The 19176-nt window shown below is 51.0% G+C and carries 21 protein-coding genes and 2 pseudogenes; 11 read left to right on the forward strand and 12 right to left on the reverse strand.

Annotated features, from left to right (window positions below; all coding sequences use genetic code 11):
- The first annotated feature begins 143 nt into the window (after positions 1 to 143).
- Positions 144 to 1139: a glyceraldehyde-3-phosphate dehydrogenase gene (gapA, locus tag HV355_RS15245; RefSeq protein WP_010430074.1), complete on the forward strand. Its 996-nt coding sequence runs from the start codon at positions 144 to 146 to the stop codon at positions 1137 to 1139.
- 74 nt (positions 1140 to 1213) lie between these two features.
- Positions 1214 to 2098 (forward strand): D-hexose-6-phosphate mutarotase, encoded by an 885-nt coding sequence (locus HV355_RS15250; protein ID WP_089599074.1) that lies wholly within the window; start codon positions 1214 to 1216, stop codon positions 2096 to 2098.
- Between the two features lie 83 nt (positions 2099 to 2181).
- Here the strand turns inward: HV355_RS15250 and HV355_RS15255 are convergent, their stop codons facing one another.
- Positions 2182 to 2928 carry a MipA/OmpV family protein gene (locus HV355_RS15255; RefSeq protein ID WP_174339363.1) on the reverse strand — a complete coding sequence of 249 codons (747 nt, stop codon included), beginning with the start codon at positions 2926 to 2928 and terminating at the stop codon, positions 2182 to 2184.
- A gap of 433 nt (positions 2929 to 3361) precedes the next feature.
- On the opposite strand from HV355_RS15255, the gene yeaG reads away from it, so the two are divergent.
- The 3 genes from yeaG (at position 3362) to HV355_RS15270 (ending at position 7253) form a co-directional block, all read left to right on the forward strand.
- On the forward strand, positions 3362 to 5296 hold the full coding sequence (gene yeaG / locus HV355_RS15260; protein WP_042717518.1) for a protein kinase YeaG: 1935 nt from the start codon (positions 3362 to 3364) through the stop codon (positions 5294 to 5296).
- Between the two features lie 73 nt (positions 5297 to 5369).
- Positions 5370 to 6653: a YeaH/YhbH family protein gene (locus tag HV355_RS15265; protein WP_010430062.1), complete on the forward strand. Its 1284-nt coding sequence runs from the start codon at positions 5370 to 5372 to the stop codon at positions 6651 to 6653.
- A gap of 99 nt (positions 6654 to 6752) precedes the next feature.
- The gene (locus HV355_RS15270) at positions 6753 to 7253 is read left to right on the forward strand and encodes a YbaK/prolyl-tRNA synthetase associated domain-containing protein (RefSeq protein ID WP_148399515.1); all 501 of its coding nucleotides are present in this window, start codon (positions 6753 to 6755) and stop codon (positions 7251 to 7253) included.
- A gap of 20 nt (positions 7254 to 7273) precedes the next feature.
- Here the strand turns inward: HV355_RS15270 and yoaI are convergent, their stop codons facing one another.
- Complete coding sequence (yoaI, locus tag HV355_RS15275; RefSeq protein WP_010430055.1) at positions 7274 to 7378, reverse strand: small membrane protein YoaI; 105 nt, start codon at positions 7376 to 7378, stop codon at positions 7274 to 7276.
- A 145-nt stretch (positions 7379 to 7523) separates the two neighbouring features.
- Here yoaI and HV355_RS15280 point away from each other — a divergent pair, with 145 nt between their 5' ends.
- Complete coding sequence (locus HV355_RS15280; protein ID WP_010430052.1) at positions 7524 to 7970, forward strand: DUF441 domain-containing protein; 447 nt, start codon at positions 7524 to 7526, stop codon at positions 7968 to 7970.
- On the opposite strand, the gene HV355_RS15285 is transcribed toward HV355_RS15280, so the two are convergent.
- Complete coding sequence (locus tag HV355_RS15285; RefSeq protein ID WP_148399516.1) at positions 7954 to 8745, reverse strand: helix-turn-helix transcriptional regulator; 792 nt, start codon at positions 8743 to 8745, stop codon at positions 7954 to 7956. The genes HV355_RS15280 and HV355_RS15285 overlap by 17 nt on opposite strands.
- A 99-nt stretch (positions 8746 to 8844) precedes the next feature.
- On the opposite strand from HV355_RS15285, the gene HV355_RS15290 reads away from it, so the two are divergent.
- Complete coding sequence (locus tag HV355_RS15290) at positions 8845 to 10032, forward strand: CynX/NimT family MFS transporter (protein WP_182402509.1); 1188 nt, start codon at positions 8845 to 8847, stop codon at positions 10030 to 10032.
- A 33-nt stretch (positions 10033 to 10065) separates the two neighbouring features.
- Here the strand turns inward: HV355_RS15290 and HV355_RS15295 are convergent, their stop codons facing one another.
- The gene (locus HV355_RS15295) at positions 10066 to 10773 is read right to left on the reverse strand and encodes a CTP synthase (RefSeq protein WP_182402512.1); all 708 of its coding nucleotides are present in this window, start codon (positions 10771 to 10773) and stop codon (positions 10066 to 10068) included.
- Positions 10774 to 10874: 101 nt separating this feature from the next.
- Between HV355_RS15295 and HV355_RS15300 the strand changes: the two genes are divergently transcribed.
- The gene (locus tag HV355_RS15300; RefSeq protein ID WP_182402514.1) at positions 10875 to 11219 is read left to right on the forward strand and encodes a DUF488 domain-containing protein; all 345 of its coding nucleotides are present in this window, start codon (positions 10875 to 10877) and stop codon (positions 11217 to 11219) included.
- On the opposite strand, the gene HV355_RS15305 is transcribed toward HV355_RS15300, so the two are convergent.
- Both HV355_RS15305 and HV355_RS15310 read right to left on the reverse strand, forming a co-directional pair.
- Positions 11220 to 11525, reverse strand: coding sequence for a periplasmic protein (locus HV355_RS15305; protein ID WP_042714215.1), 306 nt, complete (start codon positions 11523 to 11525; stop codon positions 11220 to 11222). It abuts the gene before it with no gap.
- Between the two features lie 80 nt (positions 11526 to 11605).
- The gene (locus HV355_RS15310) at positions 11606 to 11860 is read right to left on the reverse strand and encodes a DUF333 domain-containing protein (RefSeq protein WP_182402543.1); all 255 of its coding nucleotides are present in this window, start codon (positions 11858 to 11860) and stop codon (positions 11606 to 11608) included.
- A gap of 307 nt (positions 11861 to 12167) precedes the next feature.
- On the opposite strand from HV355_RS15310, the gene HV355_RS15315 reads away from it, so the two are divergent.
- The gene (locus tag HV355_RS15315) at positions 12168 to 13196 is read left to right on the forward strand and encodes a sensor domain-containing diguanylate cyclase (RefSeq protein ID WP_148399860.1); all 1029 of its coding nucleotides are present in this window, start codon (positions 12168 to 12170) and stop codon (positions 13194 to 13196) included.
- Between the two features lie 45 nt (positions 13197 to 13241).
- Positions 13242 to 13340, forward strand: a complete 99-nt coding sequence (locus HV355_RS15320) for a YoaK family small membrane protein (RefSeq protein ID WP_010430030.1) — start codon at positions 13242 to 13244, stop codon at positions 13338 to 13340.
- 129 nt (positions 13341 to 13469) lie between these two features.
- On the opposite strand, the gene HV355_RS15330 is transcribed toward HV355_RS15320, so the two are convergent.
- The 3 genes from HV355_RS15330 to HV355_RS15340 all read right to left on the reverse strand — a co-directional run bounded on the left by HV355_RS15330 (position 13470) and on the right by HV355_RS15340 (position 16051).
- The gene (locus HV355_RS15330) at positions 13470 to 13718 is read right to left on the reverse strand and encodes a GlsB/YeaQ/YmgE family stress response membrane protein (RefSeq protein WP_010430025.1); all 249 of its coding nucleotides are present in this window, start codon (positions 13716 to 13718) and stop codon (positions 13470 to 13472) included.
- Between the two features lie 300 nt (positions 13719 to 14018).
- Complete coding sequence (locus HV355_RS15335) at positions 14019 to 15491, reverse strand: sensor domain-containing diguanylate cyclase (protein ID WP_182402516.1); 1473 nt, start codon at positions 15489 to 15491, stop codon at positions 14019 to 14021.
- 314 nt (positions 15492 to 15805) lie between these two features.
- Positions 15806 to 16051, reverse strand: a complete 246-nt coding sequence (locus HV355_RS15340) for a YmjA family protein (protein WP_182402518.1) — start codon at positions 16049 to 16051, stop codon at positions 15806 to 15808.
- A 334-nt stretch (positions 16052 to 16385) separates the two neighbouring features.
- Between HV355_RS15340 and HV355_RS15345 the strand changes: the two genes are divergently transcribed.
- Positions 16386 to 17141 carry a glycosyltransferase family 25 protein gene (locus HV355_RS15345; protein WP_182402520.1) on the forward strand — a complete coding sequence of 252 codons (756 nt, stop codon included), beginning with the start codon at positions 16386 to 16388 and terminating at the stop codon, positions 17139 to 17141.
- A 119-nt stretch (positions 17142 to 17260) separates the two neighbouring features.
- Here HV355_RS15345 and HV355_RS15350 read toward each other — a convergent pair.
- The 3 genes and pseudogenes from HV355_RS15350 to HV355_RS15360 form a co-directional block, all read right to left on the reverse strand.
- Positions 17261 to 17431 (reverse strand): annotated as a pseudogene (locus HV355_RS15350) (NADP-dependent isocitrate dehydrogenase); the annotation flags it as partial.
- 165 nt (positions 17432 to 17596) lie between these two features.
- Positions 17597 to 18895: a DUF2254 domain-containing protein gene (locus HV355_RS15355; protein ID WP_182402522.1), complete on the reverse strand. Its 1299-nt coding sequence runs from the start codon at positions 18893 to 18895 to the stop codon at positions 17597 to 17599.
- A gap of 65 nt (positions 18896 to 18960) precedes the next feature.
- Positions 18961 to 19176 (reverse strand): annotated as a pseudogene (locus HV355_RS15360) (choline transporter); the annotation flags it as partial.

Raw genomic sequence — 19176 nt, forward strand, 5'->3', positions numbered from 1 at the left:
AAAGTGAGGCGAGTCAGTCGCACAAACGTTAGTCACAGGATTGATTTGTCGCAATGATTGACACGATTCCGCTTGACGCTGCGTAAGGTTTTTGTAATTTTACAGGCAACCTTTTATTCACTAACAAATAGCTGGTGGAATATATGACTATCAAAGTAGGTATCAACGGTTTTGGCCGTATCGGCCGTATTGTTTTCCGTGCTGCTCAGAAACGTTCTGACATCGAAATCGTTGGTATCAACGATCTCCTGGACGCTGAATACATGGCGTACATGCTGAAGTACGACTCAACTCACGGTCGTTTCGACGGCACCGTTGAAGTGAAAGACGGCCACCTGGTTGTTAACGGTAAAACCATCCGCGTTACTGCTGAGAAAGACCCAGCTAACCTGAAATGGAACGAAATTGGTGTTGACGTTGTAGCTGAAGCTACCGGTATCTTCCTGACCGACGAAACCGCACGTAAACACATCACCGCTGGTGCGAAGAAAGTTGTTCTGACTGGTCCTTCCAAAGACAATACCCCAATGTTCGTTCGTGGTGCTAACTTCGAAAAATACGCTGGCCAGGACATCGTTTCCAACGCATCCTGCACCACCAACTGCCTGGCTCCACTGGCTAAAGTTATCAACGACAACTTCGGTATCGTTGAAGGCCTGATGACCACCGTTCACGCAACTACCGCTACTCAGAAAACTGTTGATGGCCCGTCTCACAAAGACTGGCGCGGCGGCCGTGGCGCAGCTCAGAACATCATCCCATCTTCTACCGGTGCTGCTAAAGCTGTAGGCGTTGTACTGCCAGAGCTGAACGGTAAACTGACTGGTATGGCGTTCCGCGTTCCAACGCCTAACGTATCCGTTGTTGACCTGACCGTTCGTCTGGAAAAAGCTGCTTCTTATGAAGAAATTAAGAAAGCAATCAAAGCTGCTTCCGAAGGCGCAATGAAAGGCGTTCTGGGCTACACCGAAGACGACGTTGTATCTACCGATTTCAACGGCGAAGTGTGCACTTCCGTGTTCGATGCTAAAGCTGGTATCGCACTGAACGACAACTTCGTTAAACTGGTTTCCTGGTACGACAACGAAACTGGCTACTCTAACAAAGTACTGGACCTGATCGCTCACATCTCCAAATAAGTTGAGATGAGTGCTTGATCCAAAAAGGCGACTTCGGTCGCCTTTTTTATTGTTTTAAGACAGAGGATTGCTTAATGATTAATAAAATTTTTGCACTTCCGGTAGTCGAACAACTTACCCCTGTGCTCTCCCGCCGTCAGATCGACGGTGCTGATATTATCGTTGTGGACCATCCGCGCGTAAAAGCTTCCGTGGCGCTGAACGGCGCTCACCTGCTCTCCTGGAAACCGGAAGGAGAAGTGGAAGGCTTATGGCTGAGCGATGCGACCTCATTCAAAAAAGGGGCGGCTATCCGTGGCGGCGTGCCGATCTGCTGGCCGTGGTTCGGCCCTTCCGCGCAACCGGGTTTGCCGTCTCACGGTTTTGCCCGTAATCAACAATGGACGCTGAAAGCACACAACGAAGATGATAACGGCGCGGTGCTGACCTTTGAACTGCAGGCAAACGATGAAACTCGCGCCCTGTGGCCGCACGATTTCACCCTTTATGCCCGCTTCAAGCTGGCGAAAACCTGCGAAATTGAGCTGGAAGCCCATGGCGAGTTTGAAACCACGTCAGCCCTGCACACCTATTTCAACGTGGGTGATATTAGCGCGGTAAAAGTGAGCGGTCTTGGTGATACCTTTATCGACAAGGTGGATAACGCGAAGGAAGGTAAGCTGAGCGACGGGGTGCAAACGTTCCCTGACCGTACCGACCGCGTTTACCTGCACCCGGAAGCATGCAGCGTGATCCATGACGGTGCCCTGAATCGCGGTATTGAAGTGGTTCATCACCATCACAGCGACGTAGTCGGCTGGAACCCAGGCCCGGCGCTTTCTGTCAGCATGGCGGACGTAACGGATGACGGTTATAAAACCTTTGTTTGCGTAGAAACCGCCTGCGTGAGCACGCCGCAGAAAGCAAGCGAAGAAAAACCATCTCGTTTAGGCCAGACAATTAAGATTGTGAAGCGTTAACTCTGTTCTGCTGCACCAAAATAAAACAAACGGGGCGCAAGCGCCCCGTTTTGATGCACAGAATGCATGCTAATGATGCACACTCAGAACTTGTAGGTCACACCCACAGAGAAGATGCCTGCCCAGGATTTGTCGACCATCGGGCTATCTTTGATTTCATCACTCAGGCGGGAGTAACGGCCAGTACCGTAAACGTTCCAGTCACCGAGGAAGTTATAGCTCGCGGTCAGCTCCAGGTACGGATCCCAGCCATCATCCGCGCTGTAGCTGTTCAAACCGCTACGGCGAGACTCAGCTTTAGAGACGCCATAGTAGTAGTCGTTGTAGTTCTCGCTGCTGTACTGCACACCGATGCCCGGCGTCAGCGTCAGCGCGCCGTTGGTGTAGCGATAAAGCCACGCCAGATCCCAGATAAAGCCGTTGCTGTTGTCGAGCGTATCCGCCGCCAGCGCAGTACGCAGGAAGCCATACTGGGTATTATGTACGTAAGAAAGACCCGCCATCAGCGAGCTTCTGCGCTTGTCCAGCTGGCGAAGCGCGTTGCTGTCGCTGTCGCCTGGCTTGAAGTGCGTCGGGTCGTAATACGCCATTATCGACAGCTTGTCAGCCGTATCGTTCCACAGATAGTAGCCGCCTCCCAGGCCACGGAACCAGAAGTTATCGCCTTCATAGGTGACAACGGGAACGGGATACACGTCGCGGTCATACTGTTTGTACGGGCTGTTAATGACACCCGCGCCCGCGCCAACAGTCCACTGACTTTCTGCCTGTGCGGTGTTCACTGCGGTAGCGGCAAGGATGCCCAATGCCAGAAGTTTGAGTTTGGTCACAATCCATTCTTTCCTGTAGTCAAATAATCAGCGGGTGAAGTGTAACCGCCATTCCCGTTCATCCCAAAATTTTTTGCTGACTAATGAGCCTGATTAACCCGTTATTTTTTACTTTTCAGATGACAGGCTGCTTTCATTTATGTGAACCCTGAATGAAAAACGCGGCTTCGCCTTATTACGCAGGTGGGAATTTTTGGATGAGTTATTGATATGTCATTGAAATTAGATTTTCTCAGCATGCAAGTTTTGCAAATGCCATCTACGCTTTAATTTAAGAAGAGATTTTGCTGCACACCCCCGCACTTCTTAGCGTCTGACCTGGCACACAGGTTGCTGCTCTGGCAGTGAGGTGCGAGAAATTCTCTTCCGGGAGCCTCCACTACTCATACGAACGGCTCTTATCCTGTGCTAAAAAACGAAAGGACGGCATGCCATGAATATATTCGATCACTATCGCCAGCGCTACGAAGCTGCCAAGGACGAAGAGTTCACACTGCAGGAGTTTCTTACCATTTGTCGGCAAGATCGCAGTGCCTATGCCAATGCGGCAGAACGGCTATTGATGGCTATTGGTGAGCCTAACATGGTTGATACTGCCCTGGAGCCACGGCTTTCCCGTCTCTTTTCGAATCGGGTCGTCGCCCGATATCCGGCGTTTGAAGAGTTCTATGGCATGGAAGATGCCATCGAGCAGATCGTCTCCTACCTGAAGCATGCTGCTCAGGGTCTGGAAGAGAAGAAGCAGATCCTCTATTTACTGGGTCCTGTGGGGGGCGGTAAATCGTCGCTTGCTGAGCGCCTGAAAGCCCTGATGCAACGCGTGCCGATTTACGTGCTGAGTGCCAACGGGGAACGCAGCCCGGTCAATGACCATCCGCTGTGCCTGTTTAATCCGCAGGAAGATGCGCAGATCCTTGATAAAGAGTTTGGCATCCCGCACCGCTATCTCGGCACGATTATGTCACCGTGGGCGGCAAAACGCCTGCACGAGTTTGGTGGCGATATTACCAAATTCCGCGTCGTCAAAGTCTGGCCGTCAATTCTGGAACAGATCGCCATCGCCAAAACGGAGCCCGGCGACGAGAACAACCAGGACATTTCGGCCCTGGTCGGTAAAGTCGATATCCGTAAGCTGGAACATCACGCGCAAAACGACCCGGATGCCTATGGCTACTCCGGCGCCCTGTGCCGTGCAAACCAGGGGATTATGGAGTTCGTCGAGATGTTTAAAGCACCGATTAAAGTGCTGCATCCGCTGCTGACCGCCACCCAGGAAGGGAACTACAACGGGACGGAAGGTATTTCCGCCCTGCCGTTTAACGGCATCATTCTGGCGCACTCCAACGAATCTGAGTGGGTCACCTTCCGTAATAATAAAAACAATGAGGCGTTCCTCGACCGTGTTTACATTGTCAAAGTGCCTTATTGCCTGCGGATCTCGGAAGAGATCAAAATTTACGAGAAACTGCTTAACCACAGTGAGCTGGTGCATGCCCCTTGCGCACCGGGAACGCTGGAAACACTGTCTCGCTTCTCCATTCTGTCGCGTCTGAAAGAGCCGGAAAACTCCAGTATCTACTCGAAAATGCGCGTCTATGATGGTGAAAGCCTGAAGGATACCGACCCGAAAGCGAAGTCCTATCAGGAGTACCGCGATTACGCTGGCGTCGACGAGGGGATGAACGGTCTGTCCACGCGTTTCGCGTTTAAGATCCTCTCCCGCGTCTTTAACTTTGACCATGCGGAAGTGGCGGCCAACCCGGTGCATCTGTTCTACGTCCTGGAGCAGCAAATCGAGCGCGAGCAGTTCCCGCAGGAGCAGGCTGAGCGCTACCTTGAGTTCCTCAAAGGCTACCTGATCCCGAAATACGCCGAGTTCATTGGCAAAGAGATCCAGACGGCCTATCTGGAATCCTATTCAGAATACGGGCAGAACATTTTCGACCGTTATGTCACCTATGCTGACTTCTGGATCCAGGATCAGGAGTACCGCGACCCGGATACCGGCCAGCTGTTTGACCGTGAATCCCTGAACGCGGAACTGGAAAAAATTGAGAAGCCTGCCGGTATCAGCAATCCGAAAGACTTCCGTAATGAGATTGTCAACTTCGTCCTGCGCGCCAGAGCGCATAACAACGGGCGTAACCCGAACTGGACCAGCTACGAAAAACTGCGCACGGTCATTGAGAAAAAAATGTTCTCCAATACCGAAGAGCTGTTGCCGGTTATTTCGTTTAACGCCAAAACCTCAACCGACGAGCAGAAAAAGCACGACGATTTTGTCGACCGTATGATGGAGAAAGGCTATACCCGCAAACAGGTCCGCCTGCTCTGCGAATGGTACCTGCGCGTGCGCAAATCGTCTTAAAACAAGTGCCCGGTAGCGTTGACGCTTACCGGGCCTACAAAATGCAAGTTGGCAAATGCAGTACGGGGGGTATATGACCTGGTTTATTGACCGGCGTCTTAACGGCAAAAACAAGAGCACGGTGAACCGCCAGCGCTTCTTGCGTCGTTATAAAGCGCAAATTAAACAGTCGATCTCCGAGGCCATCAACAAACGCTCGGTGACTGACGTCGACAGCGGCGAGTCTGTCTCCATCCCCACTGATGACATCAGCGAACCGATGTTTCATCAGGGGCGAGGCGGTCTGCGCCATCGCGTCCACCCAGGTAACGATCACTTTGTTCAGAATGACCGAATCGAGCGTCCACAAGGCGGTGGCGGCGGTTCTGGAAGCGGTCAGGGACAAGCCAGCCAGGACGGTGAAGGTCAGGACGAATTTGTCTTCCAGATCTCGAAAGATGAATATCTCGACCTGCTGTTTGAGGATTTGGCGCTGCCTAATCTGAAAAAGAACCAGCACCGCCAGCTTAACGAATACAAAACCCATCGCGCGGGTTATACCGCAAACGGCGTGCCCGCCAATATCAGCGTCGTGCGTTCGCTGCAGAACTCACTGGCGCGACGGACGGCGATGACGGCAGGTAAACGGCGTGAACTGCGCGAGCTGGAAACTAGCCTGAAGGTCGTGGAAAACACGGAACCGGCGCAACTGCTGGAAGAGGAGCGCCTGCGCAAAGAGATTGCCGAGCTACGGGCAAAAATCGACCGCGTGCCGTTTATTGACACGTTTGACCTGCGTTACAAGAACTACGAAAAACGTCCAGAGCCCTCCAGCCAGGCGGTGATGTTCTGTCTGATGGACGTTTCCGGTTCAATGGACCAGGCCACCAAAGATATGGCGAAGCGTTTTTATATTCTGCTCTACCTGTTCCTGAGCAGAACCTATAAGAACGTGGAGGTGGTCTATATCCGCCACCATACTCAGGCGAAAGAGGTGGATGAACACGAGTTCTTCTACTCACAGGAGACCGGTGGGACCATTGTATCGAGCGCCCTGAAGCTGATGGATGAAGTGGTGAAAGAGCGTTATGACCCGGCGCAGTGGAACATCTATGCCGCGCAGGCGTCGGATGGCGATAACTGGGCAGACGACTCGCCGCTGTGTCATGAAATTCTGGCGAAGAAAATTCTGCCCGTCGTGCGTTACTACAGCTATATCGAAATCACCCGCCGCGCGCACCAGACTCTGTGGCGGGAGTATGAACATTTGCAGTCGATGTTCGATAACTTTGCCATGCAGCATATCCGCGATCAGGATGATATCTATCCGGTATTCCGGGAGCTGTTCCACAAGCAGTCTGCCACCAGCAATGCATAACCCAGCAGCCAGCGAATCCGCTGGCTGTTTTCTTTCGACCCCGTTCATCCCGTGATAATGTAGCAAGCTGCAAATGGGTTTATTACCGGGAAAATCGTTATGTCTGAAGATGTTATTGGGACGGCAACTCACCAGCAGCTGATTACCTTACTTACCGAGCAGGGCGCGCGGTTTCGGGTGATGGAGCACGAGGCAGTGGGGAAATGTGAAGCGGTAAGTGAAATTCGCGGGACCGATCTGAGACAAGGCGCAAAAGCGCTGGTGTGCAAAGTGAAAGGCAACGGCGTAAAAAAACACGTTCTGGCGATCCTGGCCGCCGACCTGCAGGCCGACCTGAGCAAGCTTGCCAGCCATTTTGGCGGGCTTAAGGCCTCGCTCGCCAGCCCGGCGGAAGTCGATACCCTGACCGCCTGCGTTTTCGGCGCTATCCCGCCCTTTAGCTTCCATCCTGACCTGGCGCTGGTGGCCGACCCTCTGCTGTTCGAGCGCTTCGACGAAATCGCGTTTAACGCTGGCCTGCTGGAGAAATCCGTCATTATGGATACCCAGGATTACCTGCGCATCGCCCGTCCTGAGCTGGTGACCTTCCATAAAGCGTAACCGCTAAGGCTGACGCCCCGTCAGCCTTTTCTTTCCAGAAACAGTACGGAGGCGACGAGAATCACGGCAATAGCGAAAAACGATGAGGAGATAATCAGCGTTTCAACAAACATGTGATCGTTCATGATGGCGACCCCTTTTGCGATATCTGCCTCCGTTTTAATCCGCGTAAATGACAAGGTTATGACAACAACAAAATCTTTTTAAAACTGTCCTGCGTCGCGTTTGCGCGTACAGTAAGCAGGTTAATTATTTTGGCAAGGACTCCCTATGTTTGACCCTACTCTGCTCATTCTTCTGGCACTCGCCGCGCTCGGCTTTGTCAGCCATAACACCACGGTCGCCATCTCGATTCTGGTGCTAATTATTGTGCGCGTGACCCCGCTCAATACCTTTTTCCCGTGGATAGAAAAACAAGGCCTCACTATCGGGATTATCATTTTGACCATCGGCGTGATGGCTCCGATCGCCAGCGGCACGCTTCCCGCCTCGACACTGCTGCATTCGTTCATGAACTGGAAATCGCTGGTGGCGATCGCGGTGGGTGTTTTTGTCTCGTGGCTGGGTGGACGCGGCGTGACGCTGATGAGCAGCCAGCCCTCATTGGTGGCGGGCCTGCTGGTAGGCACCGTGCTCGGCGTAGCGCTGTTCCGCGGCGTGCCGGTGGGGCCGCTGATTGCCGCCGGGCTGGTTTCGCTGTTTATTGGGAAGTCGTAGTCAGGCTGGCAATATAGCGAGCAGGCGTCTGCCCCAACCCTTTCTTGAACATGGTAATAAAGGCGGTGGTAGAGTCATACCCCAGTGACTGTGCTACCTGCTGCACGGAGTTCCCGCTAATTAACAACTGCAAGGCGACAATCAACTGCAGCTGGTGTCGCCAGCGCCTGAAGCTTAGCCCCGTCTCTTTTACGACCAGCCGCGCCAGGTTGCGCTCGCTCATGGCAAAGTGACTCGCCCATTGCGCCAGCGTTTGCCAGGCGGCAGGCTCTTCTGCCATCTTCTCGCTCATCAGCCGAATTTTAGGATGGGGCGACACGGGCAACTGCAGATGCTCCTGACGCTGGAGCGGTAACTCGTCAAACAGGACATCCACAAGTCGCGATGTGGCCGCAAGGCGCAACTCTTCACGCGATTTATCCGCCAGCGATAAAATAAGTTCCCGCACCAGCGGGGAGATTTTCAGGGTGCAACAGCGATCGGGCAAACTGACGGCGCCGGGTTCAATAAATAAGAAGCACAGCTGTGCGCCTGGCGTGGCCTTATTGCTGTGCGGCATCTCCCCCGGAACCCATACGGCATACTGCGGCGGCACCATCAGCATAGCGTTTTCCACATCGCAGGTGATCGCGCCCCCCAGCGCCAGAATCAGCTGACCTTTGCGGTGATGATGCAGCGGAATATGCTGTTCTTCAGCCACCACGCGGATGCGAAACGCCACCGCAGGGTCGTGCTGGCTATCCGGATCGTAGCCATCCAGCCCAAGACCGATCATAAAGTTGTCCGATATTAGCGATAAACTGTCATTTTAGCTTGATTTCAACCAGGCTGAAAATCGGTATTGTGTGCGCTCGCTTGAACGTATGAGAACATAATGACTACAGCTATTCGAACGTCAGGAAAACACGGCGCGCTGCTGATTGCAGGCATCCTGATGATTGCCACCACGCTTCGCGTCACCTTTACCGGGGCGGCGCCGCTGCTTGACACCATCCGTCAGGACTACGGCTTAACCACCGCCCAAACGGGTTTGCTCACCACGCTGCCTCTGCTGGCATTCGCGTTAATCTCTCCCCTCGCCGCAGGTGTCGCCCGCCGTATCGGCATGGAGCGCAGCCTGTTTCTCGCCCTGCTGCTGATTTGCGCCGGAATTGGCGTGCGTTCCCTGCCTTCGGCCTCTCTGCTGTTTATCGGTACGGCGGTCATCGGCTGTGGTATCGCACTGGGCAATGTGCTGTTACCGGGGTTAATCAAGCGCGACTTCCCGGGACAGGTGGCTAAGCTCACCGGGGCGTATTCCCTGACAATGGGGGCGTCTGCTGCATTAGGCTCTGCGCTGATTGTTCCCCTGGCGCTGGGTGATGCGGGCTGGCACGGCGCGCTGCTGATGCTGATGATCTTCCCGCTGGTCGCCCTGCTGCTGTGGCTGCCGCAGTGGCGTCAGACTCCTGCTGCCACCGTGACCGGCGCAGGTGCGTTGCACAATCGCGCCATCTGGCGCTCTGCCCTTGCCTGGCAGGTGACTCTGTTTCTGGGAATCAACTCGCTGATTTACTACGTGATCATCGGCTGGCTGCCGGCGATTTTACTCAGTCACGGCTACAGTGAAACACAGGCAGGTTCGATGCACGGCCTGCTTCAGCTGGCCACCGCCGTGCCGGGTCTTGCTGTCCCCCTGCTCCTCCATCGCCTGCAGGATCAGCGCGGGATCGCCGGTATCGTGGCACTGATGTGCGCGGTAAGCGCGGCGGGGTTCTGGTTTGCGCCTGACATGGCGGTAATATGGACGCTGGTGTTTGGCTTTGGCTCGGGTGCGACCATGATCCTCGGCCTGACCTTCATCGGTCTGCGCGCCAGCTCTGCGCACCAGGCGGCGGCGTTATCCGGTATGGCGCAGTCGATTGGTTATCTGCTGGCCGCCTGCGGGCCACCGCTGATGGGGAAAATTCACGACACAGCCGGGGACTGGCGCATTCCACTGATGGCCTGCGCGCTGGCCGCCGCGGTGATGGCGGTTTGCGGCATGCTTGCCGGGCGTGACCGGGAGATCACACCCCGCTAATGACAAGGGCAGACCCGATAGTCTGCCCTTGTTTTATCCGCGCGCCGCGCGCAGCATCGCCTGCACCAGCACCACCGGACGCCCTTCAAGCGCTGCACGTTCATGCTGGAATAAGGTGATGACAAAGAACGGATGCGTAACCAGTTCGGCTGCGCGAATGTCGCCCTGTTCGTCCCAGCCCGTCACGCGCATATCACCGCTCTCCAGTTGCTGCGCAAATTCTGGCGACACGCCATAGTTGCAGTGATAGCCCTCTACAATTTCCGGCTTTCCGTAGGCTTTCGCGATCAGCGTATTGTTGCGCAGTTCAATGGCATCGGTTTTTTCCACCAGCGAGCAGGTCAGCGGCGCAATCACCATCGTCCCTTCGGTATCCGTTTCGGCGTGAGCCGCATCGCTCCAGCCCAGCACATTGCGCGCGTACTCAATCAATGCGTGCTGGAATCCACCGAAGGTCCCGAGGAAGGGAATACTGTTTTCACGGGCGTAGCGTGCGGCGATGAAGGCCGCCTCGGTGTTCTTATAGGGACTTGCAGGCACCAGCCAGATGGCATCATAGCCTACCAGGTCTTCCGGACTGGTCAGCTCCGTTGTTGCAAGCCAGTCATAATCGGCGGTGAGATCCAGTACAGCGGCGGCATCGTCAATTGCCAGTGGGATCGCCTGATGCGCGACCACATTAGCGTTATAATCGCCAACAAGGGCAATGCGCAGCGTCGTTTTAACCGGGAGGTGTTCCATGAGGGAGTCCTTATGCCAAAGAATTATCAGATAACATAAGGAACCTCAGACTACCGATCTTCTGCAATTATCACAATACCTTAAATTGGGAGGGGTGAAATATGATTCGGTGCAAGCGCCTGTACGATCGGGCCAGTCAGGACGACGGTTATCGGGTTCTGGTGGACAGGTTGTGGCCACGCGGGATGAAAAAAACAGACCTCGCGTATGATGAATGGTGTAAAACGCTCGCGCCTTCAACTGAATTGCGCAAAGCATTTCATAGCGAAACGATTGATTTCACTGCCTTCAGTAAGGCGTATCGGGAAGAACTGGCGCAGCATAAGGACGAAGGCCAGCGTCTGGCAGCTCTGGCAAACAGGCAGACCTTAACCCTGCTCTACGGCGCTAAAGACGAGGCGCAAAATCATGCCCTGGTTTTGGCTGACTGGCTGCGCCATCTGTAATCAACCGATCGTCAGTTCATCACAGGTCTGCGATGTTTCGTCCGGCGTCAGCGGCAGCAGATGTTCCGGGCGGACAAACGCAAAGCCATGCTGATTATCAAACGCATAGACATCTCCCGTCACCAGCCACAGCGCACGGTCCGCCGTTGCAGGCAGCTGCGTCATCACGCCGTTTACTGGATTAACAAAACGCTGACCTGGCTGGCAAAGACCAAACAGCTCCACTGATTTTCCAACGTTGCGGCGGCCAGCTGGCGTACGCGCGCCAATGATTATCGCCAGGCTGCCCGGCTTTAACTGAAACATACTTCTCTCGCGGTCAATATCGCCAGAAACTGGCTAAGAATAATCCTAAAGAGAAGTGTATCGCAGAGAGTATCCCGCTGTCACCTGGCAGGTTGCGGATGATCGCGACGGTAGAGATCCCACTCATCAATCACTTCACCGCCAGGCAGCTTGCACTCGGTACGCACACCCTGCGGACTTTGCACCGGGATCTGTTCGCCACCTTTATCCAGGCAGTACACGGAGGCTGGGTTCGCCATACCTACCGCATGCGGCAGCATAGGGGCGTCAGGTTGAGTGGCTTTTGTTGTGCATGCTGCGAGCGGTAACGCCAGTGCCAGTAACAGATATTTCATCATCGCAATCCTTAAAGCGTCCTGAAAAGGTCAGGGTAACGGGTCAGGAGGGTTTTCTCCATGATTTCTCCATCGTAACTGCACTTTTGCCCCTTACAGTGCAGCGTGTTCTCGATATGACCAGAGAACATCATTCCGTAATCAAGATGTCTTTGCCCCGGTCTCTGCACCGGGGCCTTTTTGTCTCCAGAATCGCCCCGGAGAATGTATAAAATTTGTTATATTCATGTTTTACTATGTCGAAATTGGAAAATTTCAGCATAACATGCAGATGCAGACGTCTTCTGTATGGGAGTCAACCCACGTCATGTCGGATATCATCCTTGCCCGTGTTTCTGAAACACTCGCCACCGAGCAATCCTTAGAAAGTCTTGTACGCCAGCTGCTGGAGATGCTGGAAATTGTGACCGAAATGGAATCCACCTACCTGACAAAGGTGGATATCAACGCGCGGTTGCAGCACATTCTTTATGCCCGCAACAGTAAGCAGATGCAGATCCCTGAAGGGCTGAGCGTTCCGTGGGGGGATACCCTGTGCAAGCGTGCGATAGACAGCGATACGCTGTTCAGCAACGACGTGGCGGGTCGCTGGCCTGATTGCGAAGCCGCAAAAGCGCTTGGGATTACAACCTACATGAGTATCCCTATTCACCTGGCTGATGGTTCGATTTACGGGACCCTCTGCGCGACCAGCACGGAAAAAAAGCAGCTTAGTGAACGCGGTGAGCAAGTGCTGAAACTGTTTGCCGGTTTAATTGCACAGTACATTCAGAAAGAGTCCCTGGTGGCCCAGCTTCGCGAGGCCAATGCAGCGCTCATCGCCCACTCGTATACCGATGCCCTCACGGGGTTGCCCAACCGTCGGGCGATTTTCGAGAATCTCACCACCCTGTTTTCCTTAGCTAAACACCTTAAACGCAACGCCATTATTGCGTTTATCGATTTGGATGATTTCAAACTGATTAACGATCGCTTCGGGCATGAGACGGGCGATCGATTCCTGATCGAAGTGGGCAAGCGACTCACTGACGAACAGACCGAGGACGAGATCGTCGGAAGATTAGGCGGCGATGAGTTTCTGGTAGCCTGTCTGAGTCAAAGCACAAAAGAAGCCGAAAGGACGCAGGTTAATCTGCTGAAAACCCGGCTTAGCGCTCGCATTGCGGGTGAATACTGGCTCGGTCAGGTTCATATTGTGTATCCGGGTGCGAGTCTGGGCATCGTCGAAGTTGATCCCGCCAGCACCGATGCGGACAGCGCGTTACAGGCGGCAGATATGGCGATGTATCAAGACAAAAAAGGAAAAAGTAAAACACGCTTTCTCACGATGGATTAACGCCGTACACTCTACGGCGTTACGTAAAACGATAAAGGTGATGGCATGCGAATAGGGATCCTCTTCCCGGTTGTTATTTTTATAACGGCGGTGATTTTTTTAGCCTGGTTTTTCATTGGCGGTTACGCTGCGCCGGGGGCATAAATGAGAAAAACAACCATCATTATGTTGGTCGTGGCAATCGTGGCTGTCGCAGGTTCACAGTTCGGCTGGTGGTAAACCTCCAATGTAAAAAGGCCGCCATCTGGCAGCCTTTTTCAGCAAATAACAGATTTAGCTTTTGATTTTTCTGTAGATAAACAGAACCACCAGGGCGCCAATCACCGCGACGGCAAAGCTGCCAAAATTGAAGCCATCTACTTTGCCAAACCCGAACAGGGTACTGATCCAGCCGCCAACGACTGCACCCACGATCCCCAGTATAACGGTTACGAAGAACCCACCACCATCTTTGCCTGGCATAATCCACTTCGCCAGGATCCCCGCAATCAGCCCAAAGATAATCCAGGATAAAATTCCCATAGCTTTCCTCTCTGTATGGTTTTTGTCATTAAATCAACGACACAGAAAAGGATAGCACAGGATTTAAGAAAGGAAATTTGTGATAAGCATCACAGGGTTTGATTGAGTAAAATCTGAGCTATAAAAAATGCCGTTCCACATGAAATGTGGGGTTGCATCTTTTGTTGAGAAAGATTATCTTTCTCAACACTGAATAGTTGAGTGAAATACTCAGGTATTTAGTACGACATTGCTCACATTGCTTCCAGTATTTCTTGCCCACTCTTGAGTGGGCTTTTTTTTGTCTGCAGGGCAGACACGTCATACCGCAATAAAGGCGTGCTGGTTTCGCCCGGCCCGTTTTGCCTGATAGAGCGCACGATCGGCAGCAATAATAATGTTCTGCTGGCTGCCTGCAATCTCCACGGCACGCGCGGTTGAGACCCCTACGCTTACCGTTACCCGCCCAAAGGGGCTGAAATCGTGTTCAATATTCAGGGAACAGACATTGCGAATAATCGATTTGCCAAGGCGACACGCCTCCTCGATATCGGTGTCAGGCAAGATGAGCGCAAATTCCTCACCGCCGTATCTCGCCACAATTTGGTTGTTCCGGGTAAGGCTTTTCCTGAGACACTCTCCCAGAAGGCTAAGACAGCGATCCCCTTCCGGGTGCCCGTAGTTGTCATTGTATTTTTTGAAGAAATCCGCATCCACGATCAGCACCGAAATCGGGGAATTGTCAGCCGCACAGCGCGCAATTTCAGACAGGATCTTTTCATCAAATGCGCGGCGATTGAAAAGCCCGGTCAATGCATCTTCAGAGGCAATGATCTGAAGCTCTTTGTTAACCCGGTTTTTTCTGGATAAGTCTACATACAAAAAGTAGGAAGCCACGATCAGCACGGCGGTTAAAATAAGAATAACGACGGCGAGTTGAATAGCCTGCTTGCGCCAGGGAGACAGCGCCTCCTCCTTGCTGACCGCCACGGTCGTCACCAAACCATAGCGTCTGTTTTTCTCAAACGCGTAGATGCGTTCGATTTTATCAAACCGCGAGACGGAACTGGCTATCCCGGCGTTCTGTACCTTGAGATACTCTTTAAAGAGGGGTGAGTCAGAAACAATCGCGCCAATATAGTTATTTTTAAAAGGGTGCCGAACCAGTAATACACCTGTTTGCGTCGTTAAACCGATAACCCCAGAATGACCAATGTTAATTTGTCCATATAGCGCAAGAAAGTTTTCGATACCCAGCGTAACCACGACAACCCCGTTAAAGGCCCCCGAGTGCGTTTCCAGGCGTCGACTGATGGTAATCACCCATTTACCGTTTGTTCTGCTCACCACAGGTTGACCAATAAAAATCTGTGAATTTTTATTTTCTTTGTGATACACAAAAAATGGCCTGTCAGCCCCTATACGGGAACCGGAAAACCCCTCATGCAATGCCGTGAAGATATCCCCTTTCGCATCGTAGACGACAACATTATTTATCTGAGAAAGTAAATCATCCTGATTTGTAATTATCCGCTGAATATTCACAGCCTGCTGCGGCGTCATGCCATAAATTTCAATCATGTCAGAGACGGTGGTAATCAACATTTCACTTTGGCGCATAATCCCCTCAGTGTACACATCAAGGGTATGGCTCAGGTTGGCAACGCTGGTATTAATTTGTTGAATTGATTGCTGTCTGGACGTGGCGATCTGAACGACAAGCGACAGCGAAATAATCAGTGAGACGATGATGACGGTAATGGTTGTTGTGTTAAACGCGTTTTTCACATGCACGAGCTAATCCACCTTATCACGCCTGATATCCCTGGCTGACAACTCTTGTCACTGTAGCAAAGGTCAGTATAAGAGGAAAATAAATTGTACCTAAGCTATGCAAATGAAACCACCAGTATTGGTTGTTTGCGCAATTTATCTCAACCTGATGTCTGCGAGCACGTTTTTAAAAGGGGGAGAAAGTGAAACAAAATATCGTTTATTGCCGAACGTTATCCTGATTCACTCATTCGGATAGAGTATAACTCAAATTACTGAAGGGCGGTGAGCCGGGATGTCTAAACGATGACCCTTCGCCCCATGATATCAACGTATTACTCGTTGCCCCACTGATTCAGGAAATTCGCAACATCATCAATCCGCATCGTGCGAATACCTGCTGTGCTGGCCATCTCTTGCTGGGCTTCCTCGCTGATCTCTTCATTATTCGTCAAACGGGTGATCAACAACTGGAAATAGTGTGCCAGCTGATCTCGCTCCGCTTCGCTCACCATTTCAGCGGCTTCCGTCGAGTACTCGTCGACGATGTCATAAAATTTAAGTGGGATATCGTTGTTCATGCCTGTCTCAAGTTTAACAATTAAAGAGCAATATCGCGATTATATCTGACGACGCTCTTTGACAAAAGCCCATGGAAGGCTCAGTCAGTTGACTGATTACTTCAACAAACGACTAATGCCTTTTCGACCCGTTTTGGCCATCCACAGATACATTTCTGGCATAAGAATGAAGATAGCTATTGCAGCAGTAACAGCGACAAGCATAATACCGCAGTGAGATGTCGTTACGGGTTGAGCTTGATAGACAGACATATTCATGTCGTGCATCTTTTTTGCTGCTCAGCTACAGAGTTCGACTCGTGACCACAAAAAGGCTTTTAATAATAGGTTTTTTATGAAGATTTTTATTGTAAATCTTAAACAGTCCGTAGAAAGAAGGCAGAAGATTGAGGCCCAGCTTGTTGCTCTGGGGCTTTCTGCTGAGTTTGTAGAGGCCGTAGATGGCAGAGCGATGTCAGAGAAAGAGAGGCAAAGTGTCACAGCTCAAGTAAATTACGCTTTTCTTCCTGGTGAGATCGGCTGTGCACTAAGCCATCAAAAAATTTACCAAAAAATAATTGATGAAAAGATCAATAATGCTCTGATCCTTGAAGATGACGTTGTTTTGACCGAAGATTTTAAAAACATACTCCAAAGCATCACCGTTCCTTCAGAACGTCCTTCGATTATCTTGCTAAGCCGCACAAACAAGTATTTTAAAAAACCATTAAAGACTATTTTTGGCAATTACTCTTTACATAAAACCTTACTTGCCACAACGGCACATAGTTATATCATAAACTATGAAGCCGCAAGATCGTTACTAAAAGGGCTTTATCCTGTTTGGATTGTGTCTGATAAATGGGGGCTGTTTGAAGATATGTCATTGGTTGAGGTATATTCAGTTGTCCCTCATCCTGTGCATCTTTCTGATGAAGCTAAGAACTCTACGATTAATGTTCCGCAAGATGCGCACGAAATCCATATAAGAAAGAAGAAAATATGGAATCAGCTTATGGCAGGCAGAGCCTTTAAGACTAAAATCAAGCATAAATTCAGAAGAGCGATCCTTCCCCTTTTCAGTAAAGTCATTAATCAAGGGAAAGGCTAAAGTCTCAGATTAAGTTAACTCGGTTTTATATTTTCCATAACAAGCGTGATTGTAACAATAATCGAGGTAAAAAAACGGGAACCCTTAGGCTCCCGTTGATATTTAATCCAGCGAGTAGATTACATATTCGCGATAATCGCGTCGCCAAACTCTGAACATTTCAGCAGCTTAGCGCCTTCCATCAGACGTTCGAAATCGTAAGTTACGGTTTTCGCGTTAATCGCGCCTTCCATACCTTTAACGATCAGGTCTGCGGCTTCGAACCATTCCATATGACGCAGCAGTATTTCAACAAGGCGAAAGTAATTAATTGATTTTTAGAGGAATCTATCATAACTGGAGTTCTAGTCAAGCATTTTAAACCTTTACCTAACCCATTGATTAATTTCGATGAAGTTTGGGTTTTGATAACCTCTTTTTGGCAATCCTCACTTATGAAACGCATCCCAAACCCATTAGTTCTTCTTGCCAGTTTTAACATTGATAGTTTTTGATTGTATGTCGGAAAATAAACGTTCATAGACTAATTGAATCCGAGCCTTATCGGAATCGGTGTGAGCTGCACGATTTACATACTCTAAAATTTCACGTGCCAAAATATGTGCAGCATCTTCAAACTCGTGTGGCCAACTACTTCCTAACATTGAAAGCCCTTTAAGCACTCTCCTTTGGATCTCACTCATACCGGCACCATCACGGGCAATAGGTAAGAAAAAGTCTTCCAGTAGCTCCCTGTTCTGAAGTGGCGCAACATGTATTGAAGGATATGTCACTTCAGTTTCATCAGATTTATTCTGCGCATAAGCGGATAGTATTCGTACACCTCTGCCAATGACATCAATTGCGGTGCCAGGATCGTTCACTGCCGGTGAAAGGGCCCTGCAGGCTATTTCAGCCATAACGCTAAGACAAAATCGGGGATCCTGAGAAAATGAACGTACATCTGAGACGATGATTGTATCAAGCAGATCTTTACTGATTAATGGCCCCTGCCCCTGACTCAGATACAAAACTGGCATCGAGGGGTGTATGAAGCTGCCTGGCTGTGCTACAAGATATACATGTCGAGGATCCTCAGTTAGCAACCTGCTGAGTTTCAGCATATCAATATATTCAACATAGCCAATTATCTCCGGATAAACTGCAACCGTTCCGTTTGGTTGTTCATTGTTCTCAAGCCATGGATATCCGCCCAGATATGGACTTTTAGCTCTTTCGACAAATGTTTCGATTGCTGCCTGTTCCACCTTTGCTGTCGTCTCACCAACCCTTCCCAGAGAGGTCAAATGCTGTATCCAACGAAGCAATGTGATGAGGATTAAGGCAATCACTACCAGTGTGACAACGAATAAAATGACTCTCCCCCTTTCTCCGTAGGCTCCCATATTAAGGGCAATGATCCCAACCAGACTGAAGAGAAAGGAACCGATGAAAGTGGCCAGTACATTTTGTGTGGTTACGTCTTCAACAACTAAACGCGTTGCTCTTGGCGTTACATTAGTGGTAGCTGATCCGTACGCTGTGACCATGATACTCAGAGAAAATGTGGTAACAGCTAACATACTCGATGCCAGTATGTTCAGAATGTTATCCACTGCTTCTGCGCCAACCTTCACTGATACCGACTCAGGGATCATTGATTTAAAAAGAATAGATAATAGGGCCGTCATTATTGCTACAATTGCGAATAACCCTGCCCTGAACCATAGTTTTTTAAATATCTGCTTCAGAATCCATTGCCAGCGTGAGTTCATATTGCATTCCCTCGTATAGTGGCTGATAAAAATAAAATGCCACCCCTCAGGGTGGCATATGGATATTAACGAACCAGGTGCAGGAAGTGCAGATGTTTTTCGTACTGGTCGAGTATGTCATTAATAAGCTGTTCCTGATTCCAGCCCATCACATCATAATTTTGACCGCCTTCTTTGAGATAAACCTCTGCGCGATAATATCGATGTTGCTCAGCCTGCTGCTCATCATTATCCATCGCAGCCAGGGCGAAGGTTGGCGAGTTATACCCGCGAAGCCTCAC

Origin of the sequence: Enterobacter sp. RHBSTW-01064 (assembly GCF_014103035.1) — a bacterium.
Classification (GTDB): Bacteria; Pseudomonadota; Gammaproteobacteria; order Enterobacterales; family Enterobacteriaceae; genus Enterobacter; species Enterobacter mori.